This is a genomic window from Pseudomonas asgharzadehiana (assembly GCF_019139815.1).
Lineage (GTDB): Bacteria > Pseudomonadota > Gammaproteobacteria > Pseudomonadales > Pseudomonadaceae > Aquipseudomonas > Aquipseudomonas asgharzadehiana.
Genome location: NZ_CP077079.1, coordinates 5573857 through 5590403, shown reverse-complemented (window position 1 = coordinate 5590403; position 16547 = coordinate 5573857). Strand labels below are relative to the sequence as shown.

Here is a 16547-nt window from a genome sequence, read left to right as displayed (position 1 = left end):
ATTGGATAAGAGTTTTCGAATTTTTTTTGAATTACTTGTATGAAATCACACCACTCAGGGTACGAACAGTTACTGAATTTAATCGTACCCGAGTGTGGAAAGATGACGAATTTTGAAGGTGTAAAAGCAACACCGTCCTTTTCGAATAACATGGCGCGCGAATTACCATTGGTTGCCGCCAGGGCGACTAACGATAATGCATTCGTTACCAACCCCCCCTCCGCGAAAATACCGGACACCCCCGAAGCGCGAGCTACTGCTGACGCTCAATTGGCCAAGCCCTACGCGATCGCATTGGCGACGCGCTCTTACCACACCTCAATTTCCCCTCCCGATGTTCCAGTTGCTCCCGAGTCGACGCTTGGGCGCTGGCGTACCCAATTGGACAGTGCTTTCAAGAGCCCCGGATTTATATCGTGGGCAAAAGAGCAGGGGCTTGATACCAAAAAACTCAAACTGGATCCGTTCCTCGGGGAGTTGACTGCAATTGTAAATGGCCAGTTGCAAACGTTCTCCCTGACCGACGATTCGGGTTGGTCAGATATTTCTCGAGTGCTGTTATCCATTGCAAAGGCGATCGCCCCAATGTCCGGGCAGGCGTTCGATTATCCCTGGCCCGAAGGGAAGGTGCCGTTGTACACGGTGGGGAGGTTTTATGGCGAACCTGTCGACCTCTCGCCTTCACAAGCCGCCTCACACATTAAGCAATTGAAAGAAGGGCGCGCGTTTGAGTTTGCGCCTGTAAAGCAGGCACTGCAGCGATCTGTAGAGGCGCTGGCGGGGCACGAGGAGGCGCTGGGGAATGAAGCAAATCGTCATGCGCTTCTTGCTGCGCTGAGGTCACAGGTAGACGACGCCGAAGGGAAGATCGACCTGAGTAACGTCAGGGTTGCGATTGACCCACGTTCGAGTTTGTTCCTTCGCGAACAGCGCCGGGAAATAAGTGTTGCGCAACTGCTCGAAGAGCAAGGGCAGAAACCACCTGCGAGCAGCGAACTGGCGCATGACTTGGCCAACGCTATGTCCTTTGACCTTGCCCACCGGGTGCCTGGTGCCGATGCTGGGGGGGTAAGGCATATTGTTGGGCTGCTGAACAAAACCTCATTGCGCAAGATGAAAGCGGTGGTGGATCAGTGGAAGTTGGCGCATGCAAGTCAAGCTGCTGAACCGCAAGTGGGGGCAGGGGCAGGTAGCTTGTTACGTAGCCTGATTAGCACGCTTTCAGCATCTGAGAAGAAGGCAATTGCCGACAATCCTTCATGGGGAGTGGACCAGCTCATTCGGTCGCCCGATGCTCAGGCATTGGGCAGCGCTATACAAACGCGTATCAAACTAGCAGCATCGCCGACCGGTGCGCTTGAGGCCTTGACTGCGGCGCTCTTGCAAGAGCTCGATCCTAACCCAGAGCGGTCACGTTTCAACGTGGCGGGCTATAACCTTTATAAAAGCGAAAATGTGGGTGCCTGCGCTGCTGAAATCGTCAAACGCTTTACTGCTCACCTTGAAAGTAAAGTGGGAGTTGAAGCCGCCCCGCTTGCTGCGCAACTATTGCTATCAGCCGTCGCTCCTGAACTGCTGGTGAAGAACACGCCTGCGAACCTTGTGTATGGATCTCATACGTGGGCGGAGTTCTCTATAGCGGTTGCATTGGTAGAGCATGAGGCACCCGGTGCGTCGGGGAACATGACGTTCAGTCAAGTCATGAGCTATGCGGATGCGCAACTTCGTATTCTTGAAGGGAGGGAGGCGTTAGCCGCAGCGTCAACCGATCCGCTTATTGCGTGGGGCCTCGCTAATCAGGTGATTAAATGCAATCCAAAAGGGCAGTACACGTCCGAAGAGATTGAACAATCATTAAAGGTATTAAAAAAACAGAAAAAGGAATTGGAGTGGGCGCGCGTCGAGCTAATGAAACCAACGCCTACTCGGCAGGAAGCGGCGTTGGCCGAGTTCAAACGGGTGTTCCCTGAGGTTGATCCGACGAAGGCGACGTTACGGAGTGTTCATGAAGCCGGGTATGTCGTATCGCCCCTGGATGTCTATATGACGAAGCCTCAGCATTTGGATTGGTGGAAGTCGCGAAATGAAAAGGAATTTTCGTGGGAACAGGTGAAAGCTCGCTTTTCTGAGCTTGATGACAATATCGATAAAAAGTTCTCTGATGAGTTTGAAGTGTATACGAAGACTCAAGCAGCTGCCTGGGCTATTCAGTTCAAGTATCAAGTGTCTTTGCTACCATGGGTGGAACAGGAGCGTATAAAAAACTCTGAGGTAACGTTCGTCGGTGTGTCTCGCCCGTTTTTGGGAACGAAGCTAAATAGTCGCGGCGGCCTGTTCCCTGAGCGCATACCACGAACGCCGACCCCGCATGAACTCAAAGAACTAGACGGGGTGTGCGGTTTACTTATGAAAGTGAAGGCAGCGGATGGCAAGGTGGAGTACTACAGTTATTTTCCAGGCCTAGGGAAAATAGTTAAGGAACAGGGCGTGCCGGAAGAACAGTCTAACTTTGACGATAGCAAGTATTTTCCCTCGGACTCAACGCCGCGTGTGCCGGGTACTAATAATGTGTTTACGATATTTGATGCTGTTGATCCGAACCCAGCCTCGCCTGACGTAGCGGGTGAAGAAAGCGCACCTTATTTTTCTCGACGGACGGGTAGGCTGGCGACCGTCGTGGGTAAATTCTTCACCAAAGATTATGGCGACTTAAAGGCACGGGCTGCCGGTGAAACAATTATTGAAAAGAATAATAGAAAAATTAAGGCGATCAATGATTTTATTCTTTCGCTTGTCCCTTTTTATGACGGCATCAAAGATGCGATCAAGGGTAATGTTGCGGGCTCGGTTTTTAATCTCGGGTTTGACCTCTTAGGGTTCTTTCTTCCTGGGGCGCGCGCCGCGAGCAGAGCGGCGAAACTTGGAAAATCAACCGGGAAAATACTCAAAAGCTCTTTCTTTGCTGGCCTTGGCGCTTCTACGGGTGTCACCGATACTATTGAGCTTCCGAAAAACCTCAAGCGGGGGGCAGTAGCATTGGGTCAGGATGCAAGATCGCTGCAAAAACATGCAGATGAGGTGCTCCCTCGATTAAAAGGGAATTATGGATCTTATGAAGTGACTAGGACTTATAAGGAAGGTGATATTGTCAAGGGGTTCTATCAAATAGAATCTGACGGCGTGTATAAGCCCATCGTCGCGATACTTAAAAAGGGGGGGTGGTATGCGTACAGTAGTGTCACCAATACCCCGTTTGGCCCTCAGTTAGTGCAATTTGGTACGTTGAGCGCACTGCAGTCCTCGAATAAACCGAAATGATTTGCGGGTGGCCAATTAACTGCTCCTCACACGCTCCAGTGTCAGTGGTCAATGTTGGCGCGTTATGTGTTAGTGATGAATTTTTAATTTTAATTTGGAACCGTTAAAGCTCTTTTAGTTACACAGTGGGTGAAAGAAACGGATGGCTTTCTAATGTAAATCAATCATTAGGTAGGGCATTATGATATTTTCAAATTCAGTGACACGGCGGGTAGCTTTCTCAAAAGTTGGGGATATTTTTAGTGGGGGGTGGACCAGGACCCCCACCCCACCCCCTATCAAGGGGTTTGAACTTACAAAGATAGAAGTCCAGGCCGGGCCCAAGTCTGCAGGCAGCAGCAAGCACGATTTCGATCAGGACTTCGTCGATAAAAAAGTGAGTGGCTTTGAAGGGCCGGGGCACGTCAGTGGCAAGCGCCAGCCAGGGGATACCCCCGATGCAGATACTCCTGATTCTCCAGAAATCACTCAATACAGAGAGGCGAACAGGAAGAAGTGGCAGGCTGAACAAGATGCTAAAGCCCGGGATAAGTTGTTTGATCAGCCGACCCCAGGTCGAGTAGACGGAAGGGAGGCTGAGCCTTTTTCGCAGAGTGGCCTTGAAGACAACGCCGAGGTGGTAGTAAAGGCTAAAACTGCGAAAGCGAATCGGGCGCTTCCGCTTGAGGCGCGAAATATAGCCAAGACCGCCGCGATTACGACGGCGATCACAGCACCCATAACGGCGACCGCGACACTTGCCGCGAACGTCGTTCTGGAACGTCTCAAACCCAAAATCAATCCAGCGCAGACGCCAGCTACAGAGCAGCATGTGATGGAGTCGCGGCTGGTTGATAATGCTCAACGGAACGTATTTCTGTTAGCAAATACGCTGGGTAGTCTTCGTTCGGAAGAGGGCGTCAAACCCAGTGTGGAGTGGTTGGCAAAAACAAATGATGAACGCATGGATTACTTGGATGAGATGCTGGACTACCTTGAAAAGGAGTTTGCTGTAGAAGCGAACTCGCGGGGTATTCAAACTCAGCCTCCGTCAATCGGCGCGCAAGAAGAGGATATCAAGAGCCGGGCCACTGGCATGGAGTCCAGAATGGCATACATCAACGGTCTGTTGAGCGCCATAAAACCCAAGGTGTAGTTAATTCGCGCCTCATACACGGTGTAATGGGCGGTTCCGACTGAACCGCTCATAAGCAGTTGCTCACTTAACAGGGGGGCAACTGCTTATCGTGTTGTTCATGCCATAAAGTCACGCTGCGGTTATCGGTGCATGCGTTAACGTTGGCGCATTTTACCAGGCGGCTGACCGTATAAAAGGTGCGATTTGCCCCTCCCTGCGCTAACCTGCCTCGATGTTTAAGAGGTCAACCATGCACATTCATATTCTCGGTATCTGCGGCACATTCATGGGCTCGATGGCCGTTCTGGCCAAGGAACTCGGCCATCACGTGACCGGCTCCGATGCCAATGTTTACCCACCCATGAGCACGCAACTGGAGGCCCAGGGGATTGAGTTGACCCAGGGTTACGACCCGGCGCAATTCGACCCGGTCCCTGACCTGGTGGTCATCGGCAATGCCATGTCCCGTGGTAACCCTGCTGTTGAATACGTGCTTAACAAAGGTTTGCCTTATGTGTCCGGCCCGCAATGGCTGGCCGATCATGTGCTGCAAGGCCGCTGGGTGCTGGCTGTGGCCGGCACGCATGGCAAGACCACCACCAGCAGCATGCTGGCCTGGGTGCTGGAGCACGCGGGCATGAGCCCGGGTTTCCTGATCGGCGGCGTACCGCAGAATTTCTCGGTGTCGGCGCGCCTGGGCGATACGCCGTTCTTCGTGATTGAGGCGGATGAATATGACAGCGCCTTCTTCGACAAGCGTTCCAAATTCGTTCATTACCGTCCGCGCACCGCGATCCTCAATAACCTGGAGTTCGATCACGCCGACATTTTCCCCGATCTACCGGCCATTGAGCGGCAGTTTCACCATTTGGTGCGCACCATCCCCAGCGAAGGCCTGGTGATTCACCCCACGACCGAGCCGGCCTTGCAGCGTGTCATTGACATGGGCTGCTGGACCCCGGTGCAAACCACCGGCGTCGGCGGGCAGTGGCAGGTCAAGTTGCTCAGCGACGACGGCTCGCGCTTTGAAGTGCTGTTCGAAGGCCAGGCCCAGGGCGTCGTCGAGTGGGACATGACCGGTCAGCACAACGTTGCCAATGCCTTGGTCACCTTGGCCGCCGCGCGCCATGTGGGTGTGGTGCCGTCCATGGGCATCGCGGCCTTGAGCGCGTTCAAAAGCGTGAAGCGGCGCATGGAAAAAGTCGCCGATGTGAACGGGATTACCCTCTACGACGACTTTGCCCACCACCCCACGGCGATCGCCACCACCCTTGATGGCCTGCGCAAGCGCGTCGGGGATGCCCAAGTGATCGCGATTGTCGAGCCGCGCTCCAACTCCATGAAGCTCGGCGCGCACCGCGATGGGTTGCCGCAAAGCGTCAATGACGCCGATCGGGTGGTGTGGTACGCCCCGGCCAACCTCGGCTGGGACCTGCCGGCCATTGCCGCGCTGTGCACCGTGCCATCGAAGGTGTGTGATTCCCTCGACGCCATCATCGAAGACGTCAAGCACCACGCCAAGCCCGGCACCCAGGTGGTGATCATGAGCAACGGCGGCTTCGGCGGCCTGCACGGCAAGCTGGCCGAGGCGCTCAAGTGAGCGGGCCGGAACGCGTTACCCTGGCGATGACCGGCGCCTCGGGCGCGCCTTACGGTCTGCGCCTGCTCGATTGTTTGGTGCGTGAAGACCGTGAGGTGCATTTCCTGATCTCCAAAGCGGCGCAATTGGTGCTGGCTACCGAGACGGAGGTGCAGCTGCCGCCCAAGGTGCAGATGATGCAAGCCTTCCTCACCGAATACACCGGTGCGGCGGCGGGGCAGATCAAGGTGTATGGCAAAGAGGACTGGATGTCGCCGGTGGCTTCGGGCTCCGGTGCGCCGGCCGCGATGGTGGTGGTGCCGTGCTCTACCGGCACCTTGTCGGCGATTGCCACGGGGGCCTGCAATAATTTGATCGAGCGCGCGGCGGACGTGACGTTGAAGGAGCGTCGCCAGTTGATCCTGGTACCGCGCGAGGCGCCATATTCGAGTATTCATCTGGAGCACATGCTCAAGCTGTCGAATATGGGCGTGACCATCTTGCCGGCATCGCCAGGCTTTTATCACCAGCCGCAAACCATCGATGACCTGGTGGATTTTGTGGTGGCTCGCATTCTCAACCTGCTGAGCATCCCCCAGGACATGCTGCCGCGTTGGGGCGAGCACCATCTGAGCAGCGATGAATAAGGCGCTGCTGCTGGTGTTGGCGCTGCACCTGAGCGGCTGCGCCACCGCGCGCACGCTGGACGCGGCGCAACCGGGCGCGCCGGTGGTATATGCCGGCACGCGGCTGGACGTGTATGCGATAAATGGTGGCTGCTGCGCCAAGGACCGGTTTGGCGCCGAGGCGCCGAGCTACCCCGGCGTCGACCTGCCGGCCAGTGCGTTGCTCGATACGCTGCTGTTGCCGTTGTCGGTGTTGACGGTGCTGGGAGTTGGATTCAACGCAACCGGCGGACTCTAGCCTGGGTTTTAAAGGCACCACATCACTCATGTGGGAGGGGGCTTGCTCCCACAGTTGGATAGGTGCAGGTTTTTAGATCGCATTACTTACCGAGTTTGCGCAGCTCATCCGACTCGACGATCCGCACCCCATCCTGCTCTTCCAGTGCCAGGCGCCACATGGCGCGGGCCAGTTCGCACACTTCGATGCCGTGGTACTTGCCCGGAATCAAGCGCGACAACGGGCCGGCCAGTTGCTCGGCCAGGCGGGGTTCCAGCCGTTCCCCCAGTAATAGAGACGGGCGCACGATGGTCAGTTGCGGCCAATCCTGCGCCTTCAGCGCCTGCTCCATTTCGCCTTTGACCCGGTTGTAGAACACCGAGGATTGCGGATCGGCGCCAATCGCACTGATCACGATCAGATGCCGCGCGCCCATTTCCCGTGCGCGCTTGGCGAAGGTCACGACCATGTCCAGGTCGACAGCCCGGAACGCCGCCTCGGAACCGGCCTTCTTGATGGTGGTGCCCAGGCAGCAGAAAGCGATATCCACGCGACCGCTCAGTTGCGCCAGCAATACCGCCGGGTCACCCACCGGGTTTTCCAGATGTGGGTGTTCGGCCAGGGGCTTGCGGCTGGGCGCGAGTACGCGGGTGACGGTGGGTTCGTTGAGCAGGCGATCGAGCAGGTGTTCGCCGGTAAGGCCAGAGGCGCCAGCGAGCAAAATATGCTGAGGTGTCAGGTACATAGTGTTTCCCCCTTGTTACACGTTACAGCTTAGTTGCCTTTGGCTTCCTTGCTATTCATTGAGACGCTTTCGAGCGCCTTTCGTGCCTGCTGCTTGCGTAATAGTTGCCAGTGAGCGATCACCCCTTTAGGCGCCCACATCTGCGGTTCGGAGGGCTCGAAGTTGTCTGCCTGTTCGCGCTCGGTCACGTGCAGTTGCGCCAGCTTGAAGGCTTGCTGCAGGTCGTCGGTCTGGTTGAAGGCTTGGGCGAAGAGGGCGTCGCCGAAGTAGGTGAAGTCAGCCTCTTCGGAGCAGCCGAAGGACACGCGGTCGGCTCGCGAGGCGGTCATGATCAGCGTGCGATCGTCTTTGAGCGCGGGGATAAACCCTCCGGAGTAGCAGGCGGAAATTACCACGATTTTGTCGCGGTTCTTCAGCGGGGCGAGTACGGCCGCCAGCTCGTCGGCGGGCAGGTCGGCGAGTTCCATGCGCGGTTGGTCCAGGACCAGTTCGTGTTCGTGGGTGCCGTGGCTGGTCAGGTAAATAAACACCAGGTCTTCCGGCCCGGTGCGTTCGGCCAGGGTTTGCACGGCACGGCGCAGGCTTTCACGGGTGGCCAGCGGGCGATCGGCGATATGGTCGCGGTGGTTGACCAGGCGGATCTGCCCGCGCGCGCCGAAGCGTGAGGCGAGCATGTTGCTGACGTAGTCGGCTTCGCGCAGGAACACGCTTTGCTTGCCATCGCCGGCCAGCGCCAGGGTATACAGCTCGACGGCCGGCGTGGAGGTGGGCACGGCGGCGAGTGCCGCATCGAGCAGGCGACCCTGGGCCAATACGCCGATTTCCAGAGGGTCGGGCAGCAGCTTGCCGTCGGCGTCACGCACGCGCATGCCGTTGACCCATGTGCCGGCCTGTACGGTGCCGTCGGTGAGTACCAGGGTGCCCCGGCCTTGATAGTTGTCGCTGTCGAAGCCACCGATGTAGAAGCTGCCGTCCGTGAGGTTCAGGCGGCCTTCGCCGGTGAAGCGCCAGTCGCTGAACTGGCCGACGTAGTGGCTGCCATCCACCCCGATCAACTCGCCCTTGCCGCTGAGCGCGCCCTCCTTGAACTGGCCGATCCACACGTCGCCGTCGGCGTTTTCATAACGGCCCTTGCCGTTGAGTTGGTTCTGTTTGAACTGGCCGACATAGATGTCGCCGTCAGCGCTGTTGAAGGTGCCGTTGCCCTCCAACTGGCCATCGACGAAATGGCCGCTGAACTGGTTGCCGCTGTCGTCGTTGCGCTGGCCTTCGCCGTTCGGCTTGCCGTGGGCGAACTGGCCCTGGTATTGGCTGCCGTCGGCCAGCTCCAGGCGGCCGAGGCCGGAATACTGGTCGTCCTTGAATTCGCCGCGATAGGTCATCTGCCCCTCTTTGAGGGTGCCTTCGCCGTTGCGCCGGCCGTTGCTGAAACCGCCGACATAGTGGCTGCCCGCCGTGGTCAGGCTGCCCTGGCCGTCGAACAGGCCCTGCTTGAACTGGCCTTTATAGACTTCGCCGTTGCTGCCATGCCATTCGCCCTGGCCGTGCCACTGGCCCTTATCGAACTCACCGGCGTACCAACTGCCATTGGGGTAGTCGACGCGGCCCTGGCCTTGCAGCAAACCATTGACCACATCGCCCCGGTAACGGCCGCCATCGGGCAGGCGCGCATCGGGCGGCAACAGCGATTCGCCGTCTCCGCAAGCGGTGAGCAACAGGGCAAGGGCGAGGGGGGCGAGTGGGCGCATAGCGGGATCCGGATAATTGAGCGCCGAGTATGCCGCAGCTGCAGGTTTCATACATAAATTTACATACCCTGTGGTGAGTTTCAGTGCCTCACCACAGGGAAAACCTTATACGAAGCAGAGTGACAGCGACTCGGCGATGTAAGCCGGTTTTTCCTGGCCCTCGATCTCAAGGGTGGCGGTGGCCTTGAACAGCCACTGGCCAGGTTTTTTCTCGGTGACACTTGTCAGGGTCACGTTAAGGCGCACCTTGGAGTCGACCTTCACCGGCTGGATAAAGCGCACGCTGTCCAGGCCGTAGTTGATCGCCATCTTCAGGCCTTCGGGCATGATCAGAATGTCTTCCATCAACATGGGCATCAGCGACAGCGACAGGAAACCGTGGGCGATGGTGCTGCCGAACGGGGTTTGCGCGGCCTTGACCGGGTCGACGTGGATGAACTGATGATCGCCGGTGGCCTCTGCGAACAGGTTGATACGGGCCTGGTCGATGGTGAGCCATTCGGAACGTCCCAGTTCCTTGCCGACATAATCGTTGAGCTGCGCTACGGGTACATAGGGCATTGCGTCTCTCCTTGGTCCATCGATGCTGTTTTTAGGGGTTACAGAGAACCAATGTAGATCATCATGGGCACCCGGCCCGGTCAACCCACCATGCTTTTGGCGAATGCCGATGCATAGCGCGGGCGTGCTTATAATGCGGGCGGGTCTTGAGGGGAGAGAGCGGATGCTGTTACGCGGGCTGACATGGCTGGTGTTGTTTCAATTGATCGGCACGGCCATCAATCATTTATTGCTGCCGGTGCTGCCGGGGCCGATCATCGGCCTGCTGCTGATGCTGGGTTATCTGGTGTGGCGTGGCGAAGTCGGCGAGCCCCTGAGCCTGGCGGCCAGCAGCCTGCTGCGTTACCTACCGTTGCTGCTGGTGCCGCCGGCGGTGGGGGTGATGGTGTACGCCAAGGATATCGCCGCCGACTTCTGGGCCATCGTCGGCGCGTTGGTGTTGTCGCTGGTGGTGGCCATGGCCTTTGTCGGTGTGCTGATGCAGCAGATGGTCAAGCGCAAGGAGAAGGACCAATGATGTTCGACTGGCACGGCGCGTGGACGGCGGTGATCCATCACCCGCTGTTCGGCATCGGCATCACCCTCGGCGCCTATCAGCTGGTGCTGGCGGGCTTTGAGAAAACCCGCTGGATCTTCCTGCAACCGGTGCTGGTCTCTATGCTTTTGGTGATCGGGGTGTTGCTCACTTGCGGCTTGAGTTACGCCGAGTACCGCAAGAGCACCGAGATCCTGGGGGTTCTGCTCGGCCCTGCGACAGTGGCCCTGGCCGTGCCGCTTTATCTGAACCTGCGACGGATTCGCCAATTGTTCTGGCCGATTTTTACTACGCTGGTAATAGGCGGGGTGCTGGCCACCGGCCTGTGTGTGCTGCTCGGCTGGTGGTTTGGCGCCGAACACATGATGTTGATGACCATGGCGCCCAAGTCGGTGACCTCGCCGATTGCCATGTTGGTGGCCGAGCAGATTGGCGGCGTGGCGGCCCTGGCGGCCGTGTTCGTACTGATAACCGGTGTGGTGGGCGCGATGGTCGGCCCGGCGCTGCTGACGCTTCTGCGCGTACACGGCCCCGAGGCGCGTGGCATGGCCCTGGGCATGACCGCCCACGCGGTCGGCACCTCGGTGGCCCTGCAGGAAAGCGAAGAGTGCGGTGCCTTTGCGGCGCTGGCCATGAGTCTGATGGGCGTGGCTACGGCGGTCTTCCTACCGCTGGCCGTGTCGGTAATTGTTTAAACCAGGTTTAAGGAAGCCTTTATGAGTCTGGCGCTGTTCCCGCTCAATACCGTGTTGTTCCCCGGTTGCACCCTCGACCTGCAAATATTTGAGGCGCGCTATCTGGATATGATCAGCCGCTGCATGAAAAAGGGCGAAAGCTTCGGCGTGGTCTGCATCCTTGGCGGCAAGGAGGTCGGCATGGCGGCGGATGGCTATGCATTGATTGGCTGCGAAGCGCTGATTCGCGACTTCAAGCAGCAGGACAACGGCCTGCTCGGCATTCGCGTCGAAGGCGGCCGCCGTTTCCGCGTGCGGGAGGCCGGGGTGCAGAAGGACCAACTGCTGGTGGCTGACGTGCAATGGCTTAAAGAGTTGCCGGACCAGCCACTGCACGAAGAAGATGCTGATTTGCTGGCCTTGCTTGAAGCACTGGCGGAGCACCCGATGGTCGCATCGTTGGACATGGACGCCAGTGCCGAAGGCCAGCAAGCCTTGGGCAATCAGTTGGCTTACCTCTTGCCCTTCACCGAAGCCGACAAGATCGACCTGTTGCAACTCGATGACCCGCAGCAGCGCCTGGACGCGATCCAGATGCTGCTCGACGAGTTGCAGGGTGAACTCTTCACTTAGTAGGCATAACGCAACAGTGCGTGGGAAGTGCCGGTGAGTGCGATAAAACTGAACACCGCCACAATCGCCGGCAACAGCAGCCACCAGGTTTTCTTGCGCATTGCCGGCAACGGGCTGCGGTACTGGATAGCGGTCAGGCTGAGCGCACACACGGTCATCGCCAGCAACGTGCCGGCGAGGATGTCGCTGGGCCAGTGCACGCCCAGGTACACGCGGGACAAGGCGATAAACGCGGCGGGAATGCAGCCCAGCAGTATCCAGGTCAGGCGCAGCCGTATCGGTTGGCCGCGACCCGCCAACACCGCCAGCGCCAGGAAAAACGCGAAGGCGCCGGATGCATGGCCGCTTGGCATGCTGAAACTGGTCAGTGGGTCGGTCAGGATTTCGGGGCGGCCACGCGCGAAAAACAGCTTGGTGCCGGTGTTGATGACCGCCGTACCCGCCAATGCTGCGCCGACAAAGATCGCGTGACGCCACTGCCGAGCCAGCAACAGCAGGCCGGTGAACACGGCGCTGGCGATAAACATCTTCTTGAACTCGCCCAGCTGCGTCACCCTCACCATGGTTTCATCCAGCCACGGGCTGCGATGTTCTTGCACCAGCGCACTCAGGCCCTGGTCGAAGTCGTTCAGGTGCGGGTAGCCGATAAACAGCGCAATCAACAGAACCAGGCTGGCGCAACCGACCCATAAGGTAGCGCGTCGATGTTCGCGCAGGCTGCTGTTGAGGCTCAGGCCCAGCAGCAATGCCAGACACGCCGTGACCACGCCCGCTTCAGGCCAGAAACCTTCAGGCAGCGGCAAGCGGAACGCGGCGCCGGTGGCCCAGCCGGGCAGCAGATACGCCACCGTCCAACCGGCTGCGGCGAGCATGCTGACCAGGGCAAAGCGCGGGAATGGCATATCGCACATACCCGCTACCATCGGCAGCATGGGGCGCAATGGGCCAATGAAACGTCCGACCAGCAGGCTGGCAATGCCGTACTTGTGGAAGTAGGTTTCGGCGCCGTTCATCCATTCCGGATGGTGGCGCAGGCCGGGCAGGCGGCGGATGTTCTGATGGAAATGGCGCCCTAAAAAGTAGGAAACCCCGTCGCCCAATAAGCCTCCCAGAAAGCCCATCAGCAAGGTTTCACTCAACGACAGCGCACCGCTGCCGGCCAGCGCGGCGATAGCGAACAACAACACCGTGCCGGGCACGATCAAGCCGGCAATGGCCAGGCACTCCACGCACGCGACGACAAACACCGCCATGGCCAGCCATTGGGGGTTCAGGGTCAGCCAGCCGGTAATGCTATCGAGCCATTGGCTCATACGATCCACTCCATCAATGCGATACAGGCTCTTCAGCGCTGCGGGTATCCATGTGCAGCACGAACAGCTGTGTTCAATTCATCCAATCAAAAAATAGTCGCGGCCTTCGACCTGGCCCCGACGCAGCGGGTTCCGTGTGCAGTAAGGCGCATAGCCAGCATCGACGAAGCGGTACATCAAATGCGCGTCACGCCCGCTGGGAATACCCAGCCGCGTGGTCTGGATAATCTGCGTGGGCACCTGGCCCACATCTTCTACATACAGCAGCTCCTGGTCGAACCGCTTGGCATCCCACATGGGCACTTTCAGCCCCAATGCCTTGCATAGCAGCGTCTGCCCCGCGCATAGCTTTTGCGAGGTGCGCGGGCTGCCGTCGGCGTTTGGGTTGTTCAGCAGCATCTGCGCGAGGCTGGCGGGGCCGGAGACATTATCGACCCACGGGTAGGCCGATTTGATCAGCACCGCATTGCCCGGGCCATGGGCACTGAAGTTCAGGGAGTCGCCGCCACGGGCGTAGTACATGTAGATATGGCCACCATCCAGAAACAAAGCCTTACGCTTTTCTGTGTAGCCGAGTGAGGCGTGGCTGCCTTTTTCGGCCAGGTAATAGGCTTCGGTTTCAATAATTCGCGCCGAAAGCCAGATTTCGCCGACGCGATGGCGTATGACTTTTCCGAGCAATTGGCACGCGAGTATCTGCGCGTCACGGTCGAAGAAGCTGTCGGGCAGGGCGCTGGCGGGGCGTTTGGGCAATGGGCTGGGCATGGTGGTCAGGAGAAATACGGCTAAATGTGACGGAATCATAACAACTCCCACCTTAATTACCGCTGAACCCCAAGTTTTTACAGTTCATTTCGACCATCCGCCCCTCACCGCTGTCAGTCGAGCGGCGTCACGGCTATAATCTGCCGCTTTCCTCTTTGCCAAGACTCCCTGACCATGACTGAGTCCGTTCTTGACTACATGACCCGCCTGGGTCGCGCTGCCCGGCAGGCCTCGCGGTTGATCGCCCGTGCGAGCACGGCGCAGAAGAACCGCGCCTTGCTGGCGGCCGCCGATGCTCTGGATGCTTCGCGCTCCGAGCTCGCCGCCGCCAACGAGCTGGACCTGGCCAACGGCCGCGCCAATGGCTTGGAGCCGGCCCTGCTGGACCGCCTGGCACTGACGCCGGCACGTATCGACGACATGATCGAAGGCCTGCGTCAGGTGGCCAAGCTGCCTGACCCCATCGGTGAAATCCGCGATATGCGCTACCTGCCGTCCGGCATCCAGGTCGGCAAGATGCGCGTGCCCCTGGGCGTGATCGGTATCATCTATGAGTCGCGTCCGAACGTGACCATCGACGCCGCGAGCCTGTGCCTCAAGTCCGGCAACGCCACCATCCTGCGTGGCGGCTCCGAGGCGATCAATTCCAACCGTGCCATTGCCGCCTGCATCCAGCAGGGCCTGGCCGTGGCCGAGTTGCCGGCCGAAGTGGTGCAAGTGGTCGAGACCACCGACCGCGCCGCCGTGGGGGCGCTGATCACCATGCCGGAGTACGTCGATGTGATCGTGCCGCGCGGTGGCAAGAGCCTGATCGAGCGTGTCAGCCGTGATGCCAAGGTGCCTGTCATCAAGCACCTGGACGGTGTATGCCACGTGTTCATCGACATCGCCGCCGACCTCGACAAGGCGATCCGTATCGCCGACAACGCCAAGACCCATCGCTACGCGCCGTGCAACACCATGGAAACCCTGCTGGTGCATGCCGGCATTGCCGAGCGCGTGCTGCCGCCGCTGGCTGCCATCTACCGCGATAAGGGTGTCGAGTTGCGAGGCTGCGAGCGCACCCGTGCGCTGTTGGGCGCGGACGTGATCGAGGCGACCGAGCAGGACTGGTACACCGAATACACGGCGCCGATCCTGTCGATCCGCATCGTTGACGACCTGGACCAAGCCATCGAACACATCAATAAGTACGGTTCCAAGCACACCGACGCCATTGTTTCCGAGCATTTCAGCGATGCGCGACGTTTCCTCAACGAAGTGGATTCCGCTTCGGTGATGGTCAACGCCTCGACGCGTTTTGCCGATGGCTTCGAGTATGGCCTGGGGGCGGAGATCGGTATTTCCACCGACAAGCTCCACGCCCGTGGCCCGGTTGGCCTCGAAGGCCTGACCAGCGAGAAGTACGTGGTGTTTGGCGACGGTCATGTGCGCACTTGATGGCTAAACGCATCGGGCTGCTCGGCGGTACTTTCGACCCCGTGCACATCGGCCATTTGCGCAGTGCCCTGGAAGTCGCGGATGCCCTGGCGCTGGATGAGCTGCGCCTGACCCCCAATTTCCGGCCGCCGCATCGCGACACGCCGCAAGTGTCACCGCAACAACGTTTGCAAATGGTACGCCTGGCCGTAGAGGGCATACCGCCGCTGGTGGTGGACGATCGTGAACTCAAGCGCGATAAACCGTCCTACACTGTCGACACCCTGGAACTGATGCGCGCCGAGTTGGCCGCGGATGACCAGCTGTTTCTGCTTTTGGGCTGGGACGCATTTTGCGGCCTGCCCTCTTGGCATCGCTGGGAGGAACTCCTCCAGCATTGCCACATCCTGGTGCTGCAACGCCCGGATGCCGACAGCGAACCGCCGGATGCCTTGCGCAACCTGCTGGCCGCGCGGTCGGTAAGTGACCCCTTGGCCCTGACCGGGCCGAACGGGAATATTGCATTCGTCTGGCAAACCCCGCTTGCGGTGTCTGCCACCCAGATCCGTCAACTGCTGGCCAGCGGGAAGTCGGTACGTTTCCTGGTGCCTGACGCGGTCCTGGCCTACATCGATGCGCACGGGCTTTACCGTGCGTCGAACTGAAAAGGCGCGCTTGAACGCACGAACAGTCGTGCAGCGAGCGCCCGAACATACGAGCAAAACGAGTTTTATATGACGAACAAAGACGTAAGCAAAGTTAAGCGCAAAGGCACCTTCAAAAGCGCCCCGCTGCCGGTCGAAGCCCATGTTGGCCCGGAACTGGCTGGCGAAGAGCTGGTGAAAGTCGCCGTTGCCGCCCTGGAAGACGTGAAGGCCCAGGACATCCAGGTCCTGGACGTACGCGACAAGCAGAGCATCACCGACTTCATGATCATCGCCACCGGTACCTCCAACCGCCAGATCGGCGCGATGCTGGACAAGGTTCGCGAAGCCGTCAAAGCCCAGGGCGTCAAGCCACTGGGTGAAGAAGGCAAGGGCGACAGCGACTGGGTGTTGCTGGACATGGACGACGTGATCGTTCACATGATGACCTCCAACGCCCGCCAGTTCTACGACCTGGAGCGTCTGTGGAAAGGCGCCGAGCAGAGCCGTGCCGCCGATGGCAAGCACCACAGCCCGGAAGTGGGCCACGCACACTTCGACAAGCTCAACAAAGACCAGGAATAAGGAACGGC

General features: G+C 59.0%; 16 protein-coding genes. 11 read left to right on the top strand and 5 right to left on the bottom strand.

Annotation, left to right across the window (positions count from 1 at the left end; genetic code table 11):
* Positions 1–102 precede the first annotated feature (102 nt).
* The 5 genes from KSS96_RS25365 to KSS96_RS25345 all read left to right on the top strand — a co-directional run bounded on the left by KSS96_RS25365 (position 103) and on the right by KSS96_RS25345 (position 6938).
* The gene (locus tag KSS96_RS25365) at positions 103–3318 is read left to right on the top strand and encodes a hypothetical protein (protein ID WP_135196717.1); all 3216 of its coding nucleotides are present in this window, start codon (positions 103–105) and stop codon (positions 3316–3318) included.
* Between the two features lie 181 nt (positions 3319–3499).
* Entirely contained in the window at positions 3500–4453 is a 954-nt protein-coding gene (locus KSS96_RS25360; protein ID WP_065876729.1) for a hypothetical protein, read from the top strand.
* A gap of 232 nt (positions 4454–4685) precedes the next feature.
* A complete protein-coding gene (gene mpl / locus KSS96_RS25355) occupies positions 4686–6035 on the top strand; it encodes a UDP-N-acetylmuramate:L-alanyl-gamma-D-glutamyl-meso-diaminopimelate ligase (protein WP_217855447.1) in 1350 nt (449 codons plus the stop codon).
* Positions 6032–6661 carry a flavin prenyltransferase UbiX gene (gene ubiX, locus KSS96_RS25350; protein ID WP_017528953.1) on the top strand — a complete coding sequence of 210 codons (630 nt, stop codon included), beginning with the start codon at positions 6032–6034 and terminating at the stop codon, positions 6659–6661. Before mpl ends, ubiX begins: the two co-directional genes overlap by 4 nt.
* Positions 6654–6938 carry a YceK/YidQ family lipoprotein gene (locus KSS96_RS25345; RefSeq protein ID WP_017528952.1) on the top strand — a complete coding sequence of 95 codons (285 nt, stop codon included), beginning with the start codon at positions 6654–6656 and terminating at the stop codon, positions 6936–6938. The genes ubiX and KSS96_RS25345 overlap by 8 nt, the downstream gene beginning before the upstream one ends.
* 82 nt (positions 6939–7020) lie before the next feature.
* Here KSS96_RS25345 and KSS96_RS25340 read toward each other — a convergent pair whose 3' ends face one another.
* From KSS96_RS25340 to KSS96_RS25330, 3 genes are all read right to left on the bottom strand, one after another.
* Positions 7021–7662 (bottom strand): oxidoreductase, encoded by a 642-nt coding sequence (locus KSS96_RS25340; protein WP_017528951.1) that lies wholly within the window; start codon positions 7660–7662, stop codon positions 7021–7023.
* Positions 7663–7691: 29 nt separating this feature from the next.
* Positions 7692–9410, bottom strand: coding sequence for a C13 family peptidase (locus KSS96_RS25335; RefSeq protein ID WP_017528950.1), 1719 nt, complete (start codon positions 9408–9410; stop codon positions 7692–7694).
* A gap of 105 nt (positions 9411–9515) precedes the next feature.
* Positions 9516–9971 (bottom strand): MaoC family dehydratase, encoded by a 456-nt coding sequence (locus tag KSS96_RS25330; protein ID WP_017528949.1) that lies wholly within the window; start codon positions 9969–9971, stop codon positions 9516–9518.
* Positions 9972–10134: 163 nt separating this feature from the next.
* On the opposite strand from KSS96_RS25330, the gene KSS96_RS25325 reads away from it, so the two are divergent.
* The 3 genes from KSS96_RS25325 to KSS96_RS25315 are packed head-to-tail and all read left to right on the top strand — an operon-like array spanning position 10135 to position 11813.
* Positions 10135–10488, top strand: a complete 354-nt coding sequence (locus KSS96_RS25325; RefSeq protein WP_017528948.1) for a CidA/LrgA family protein — start codon at positions 10135–10137, stop codon at positions 10486–10488.
* Complete coding sequence (locus tag KSS96_RS25320; protein WP_017528947.1) at positions 10485–11201, top strand: LrgB family protein; 717 nt, start codon at positions 10485–10487, stop codon at positions 11199–11201. Before KSS96_RS25325 ends, KSS96_RS25320 begins: the two co-directional genes overlap by 4 nt.
* 21 nt (positions 11202–11222) lie before the next feature.
* Positions 11223–11813, top strand: coding sequence for an LON peptidase substrate-binding domain-containing protein (locus tag KSS96_RS25315; protein ID WP_068936650.1), 591 nt, complete (start codon positions 11223–11225; stop codon positions 11811–11813).
* On the opposite strand, the gene KSS96_RS25310 is transcribed toward KSS96_RS25315, so the two are convergent.
* Both KSS96_RS25310 and KSS96_RS25305 read right to left on the bottom strand, forming a co-directional pair.
* Entirely contained in the window at positions 11810–13126 is a 1317-nt protein-coding gene (locus tag KSS96_RS25310; RefSeq protein WP_068936652.1) for a bifunctional DedA family/phosphatase PAP2 family protein, read from the bottom strand. The genes KSS96_RS25315 and KSS96_RS25310 overlap by 4 nt on opposite strands.
* 78 nt (positions 13127–13204) lie before the next feature.
* On the bottom strand, positions 13205–13891 hold the full coding sequence (locus tag KSS96_RS25305) for a DNA-3-methyladenine glycosylase (protein ID WP_065876802.1): 687 nt from the start codon (positions 13889–13891) through the stop codon (positions 13205–13207).
* Positions 13892–14065: 174 nt separating this feature from the next.
* Between KSS96_RS25305 and KSS96_RS25300 the strand changes: the two genes are divergently transcribed.
* The 3 genes from KSS96_RS25300 (at position 14066) to rsfS (ending at position 16539) form a co-directional block, all read left to right on the top strand.
* Positions 14066–15331: a glutamate-5-semialdehyde dehydrogenase gene (locus KSS96_RS25300; RefSeq protein WP_017528943.1), complete on the top strand. Its 1266-nt coding sequence runs from the start codon at positions 14066–14068 to the stop codon at positions 15329–15331.
* Entirely contained in the window at positions 15331–15975 is a 645-nt protein-coding gene (gene nadD / locus KSS96_RS25295) for a nicotinate-nucleotide adenylyltransferase (RefSeq protein ID WP_017528942.1), read from the top strand. The genes KSS96_RS25300 and nadD overlap by 1 nt, the downstream gene beginning before the upstream one ends.
* Positions 15976–16044: 69 nt before the next feature.
* Positions 16045–16539, top strand: a complete 495-nt coding sequence (gene rsfS / locus KSS96_RS25290) for a ribosome silencing factor (protein WP_003176298.1) — start codon at positions 16045–16047, stop codon at positions 16537–16539.
* The last annotated feature ends 8 nt before the right edge of the window (positions 16540–16547 follow it).

Excerpts from the sequence above, each read along its gene's own strand:
- KSS96_RS25365 (WP_135196717.1), top strand. The coding sequence starts at position 103 with ATGACGAATTTTGAAGGTGTAAAAGCAACACCGTCCTTTTCGAATAAC.
- KSS96_RS25360 (WP_065876729.1), top strand. The coding sequence starts at position 3,500 with ATGATATTTTCAAATTCAGTGACACGGCGGGTAGCTTTCTCAAAAGTT.
- mpl (WP_217855447.1), top strand. The coding sequence starts at position 4,686 with ATGCACATTCATATTCTCGGTATCTGCGGCACATTCATGGGCTCGATG.
- KSS96_RS25345 (WP_017528952.1), top strand. The coding sequence starts at position 6,654 with ATGAATAAGGCGCTGCTGCTGGTGTTGGCGCTGCACCTGAGCGGCTGC.
- KSS96_RS25340 (WP_017528951.1), bottom strand. The coding sequence starts at position 7,662 with ATGTACCTGACACCTCAGCATATTTTGCTCGCTGGCGCCTCTGGCCTT.
- KSS96_RS25335 (WP_017528950.1), bottom strand. The coding sequence starts at position 9,410 with ATGCGCCCACTCGCCCCCCTCGCCCTTGCCCTGTTGCTCACCGCTTGC.
- KSS96_RS25330 (WP_017528949.1), bottom strand. The coding sequence starts at position 9,971 with ATGCCCTATGTACCCGTAGCGCAGCTCAACGATTATGTCGGCAAGGAA.
- KSS96_RS25325 (WP_017528948.1), top strand. The coding sequence starts at position 10,135 with ATGCTGTTACGCGGGCTGACATGGCTGGTGTTGTTTCAATTGATCGGC.
- KSS96_RS25320 (WP_017528947.1), top strand. The coding sequence starts at position 10,485 with ATGATGTTCGACTGGCACGGCGCGTGGACGGCGGTGATCCATCACCCG.
- KSS96_RS25315 (WP_068936650.1), top strand. The coding sequence starts at position 11,223 with ATGAGTCTGGCGCTGTTCCCGCTCAATACCGTGTTGTTCCCCGGTTGC.
- KSS96_RS25310 (WP_068936652.1), bottom strand. The coding sequence starts at position 13,126 with ATGAGCCAATGGCTCGATAGCATTACCGGCTGGCTGACCCTGAACCCC.
- KSS96_RS25305 (WP_065876802.1), bottom strand. The coding sequence starts at position 13,891 with ATGCCCAGCCCATTGCCCAAACGCCCCGCCAGCGCCCTGCCCGACAGC.
- KSS96_RS25300 (WP_017528943.1), top strand. The coding sequence starts at position 14,066 with ATGACTGAGTCCGTTCTTGACTACATGACCCGCCTGGGTCGCGCTGCC.
- nadD (WP_017528942.1), top strand. The coding sequence starts at position 15,331 with ATGGCTAAACGCATCGGGCTGCTCGGCGGTACTTTCGACCCCGTGCAC.
- rsfS (WP_003176298.1), top strand. The coding sequence starts at position 16,045 with ATGACGAACAAAGACGTAAGCAAAGTTAAGCGCAAAGGCACCTTCAAA.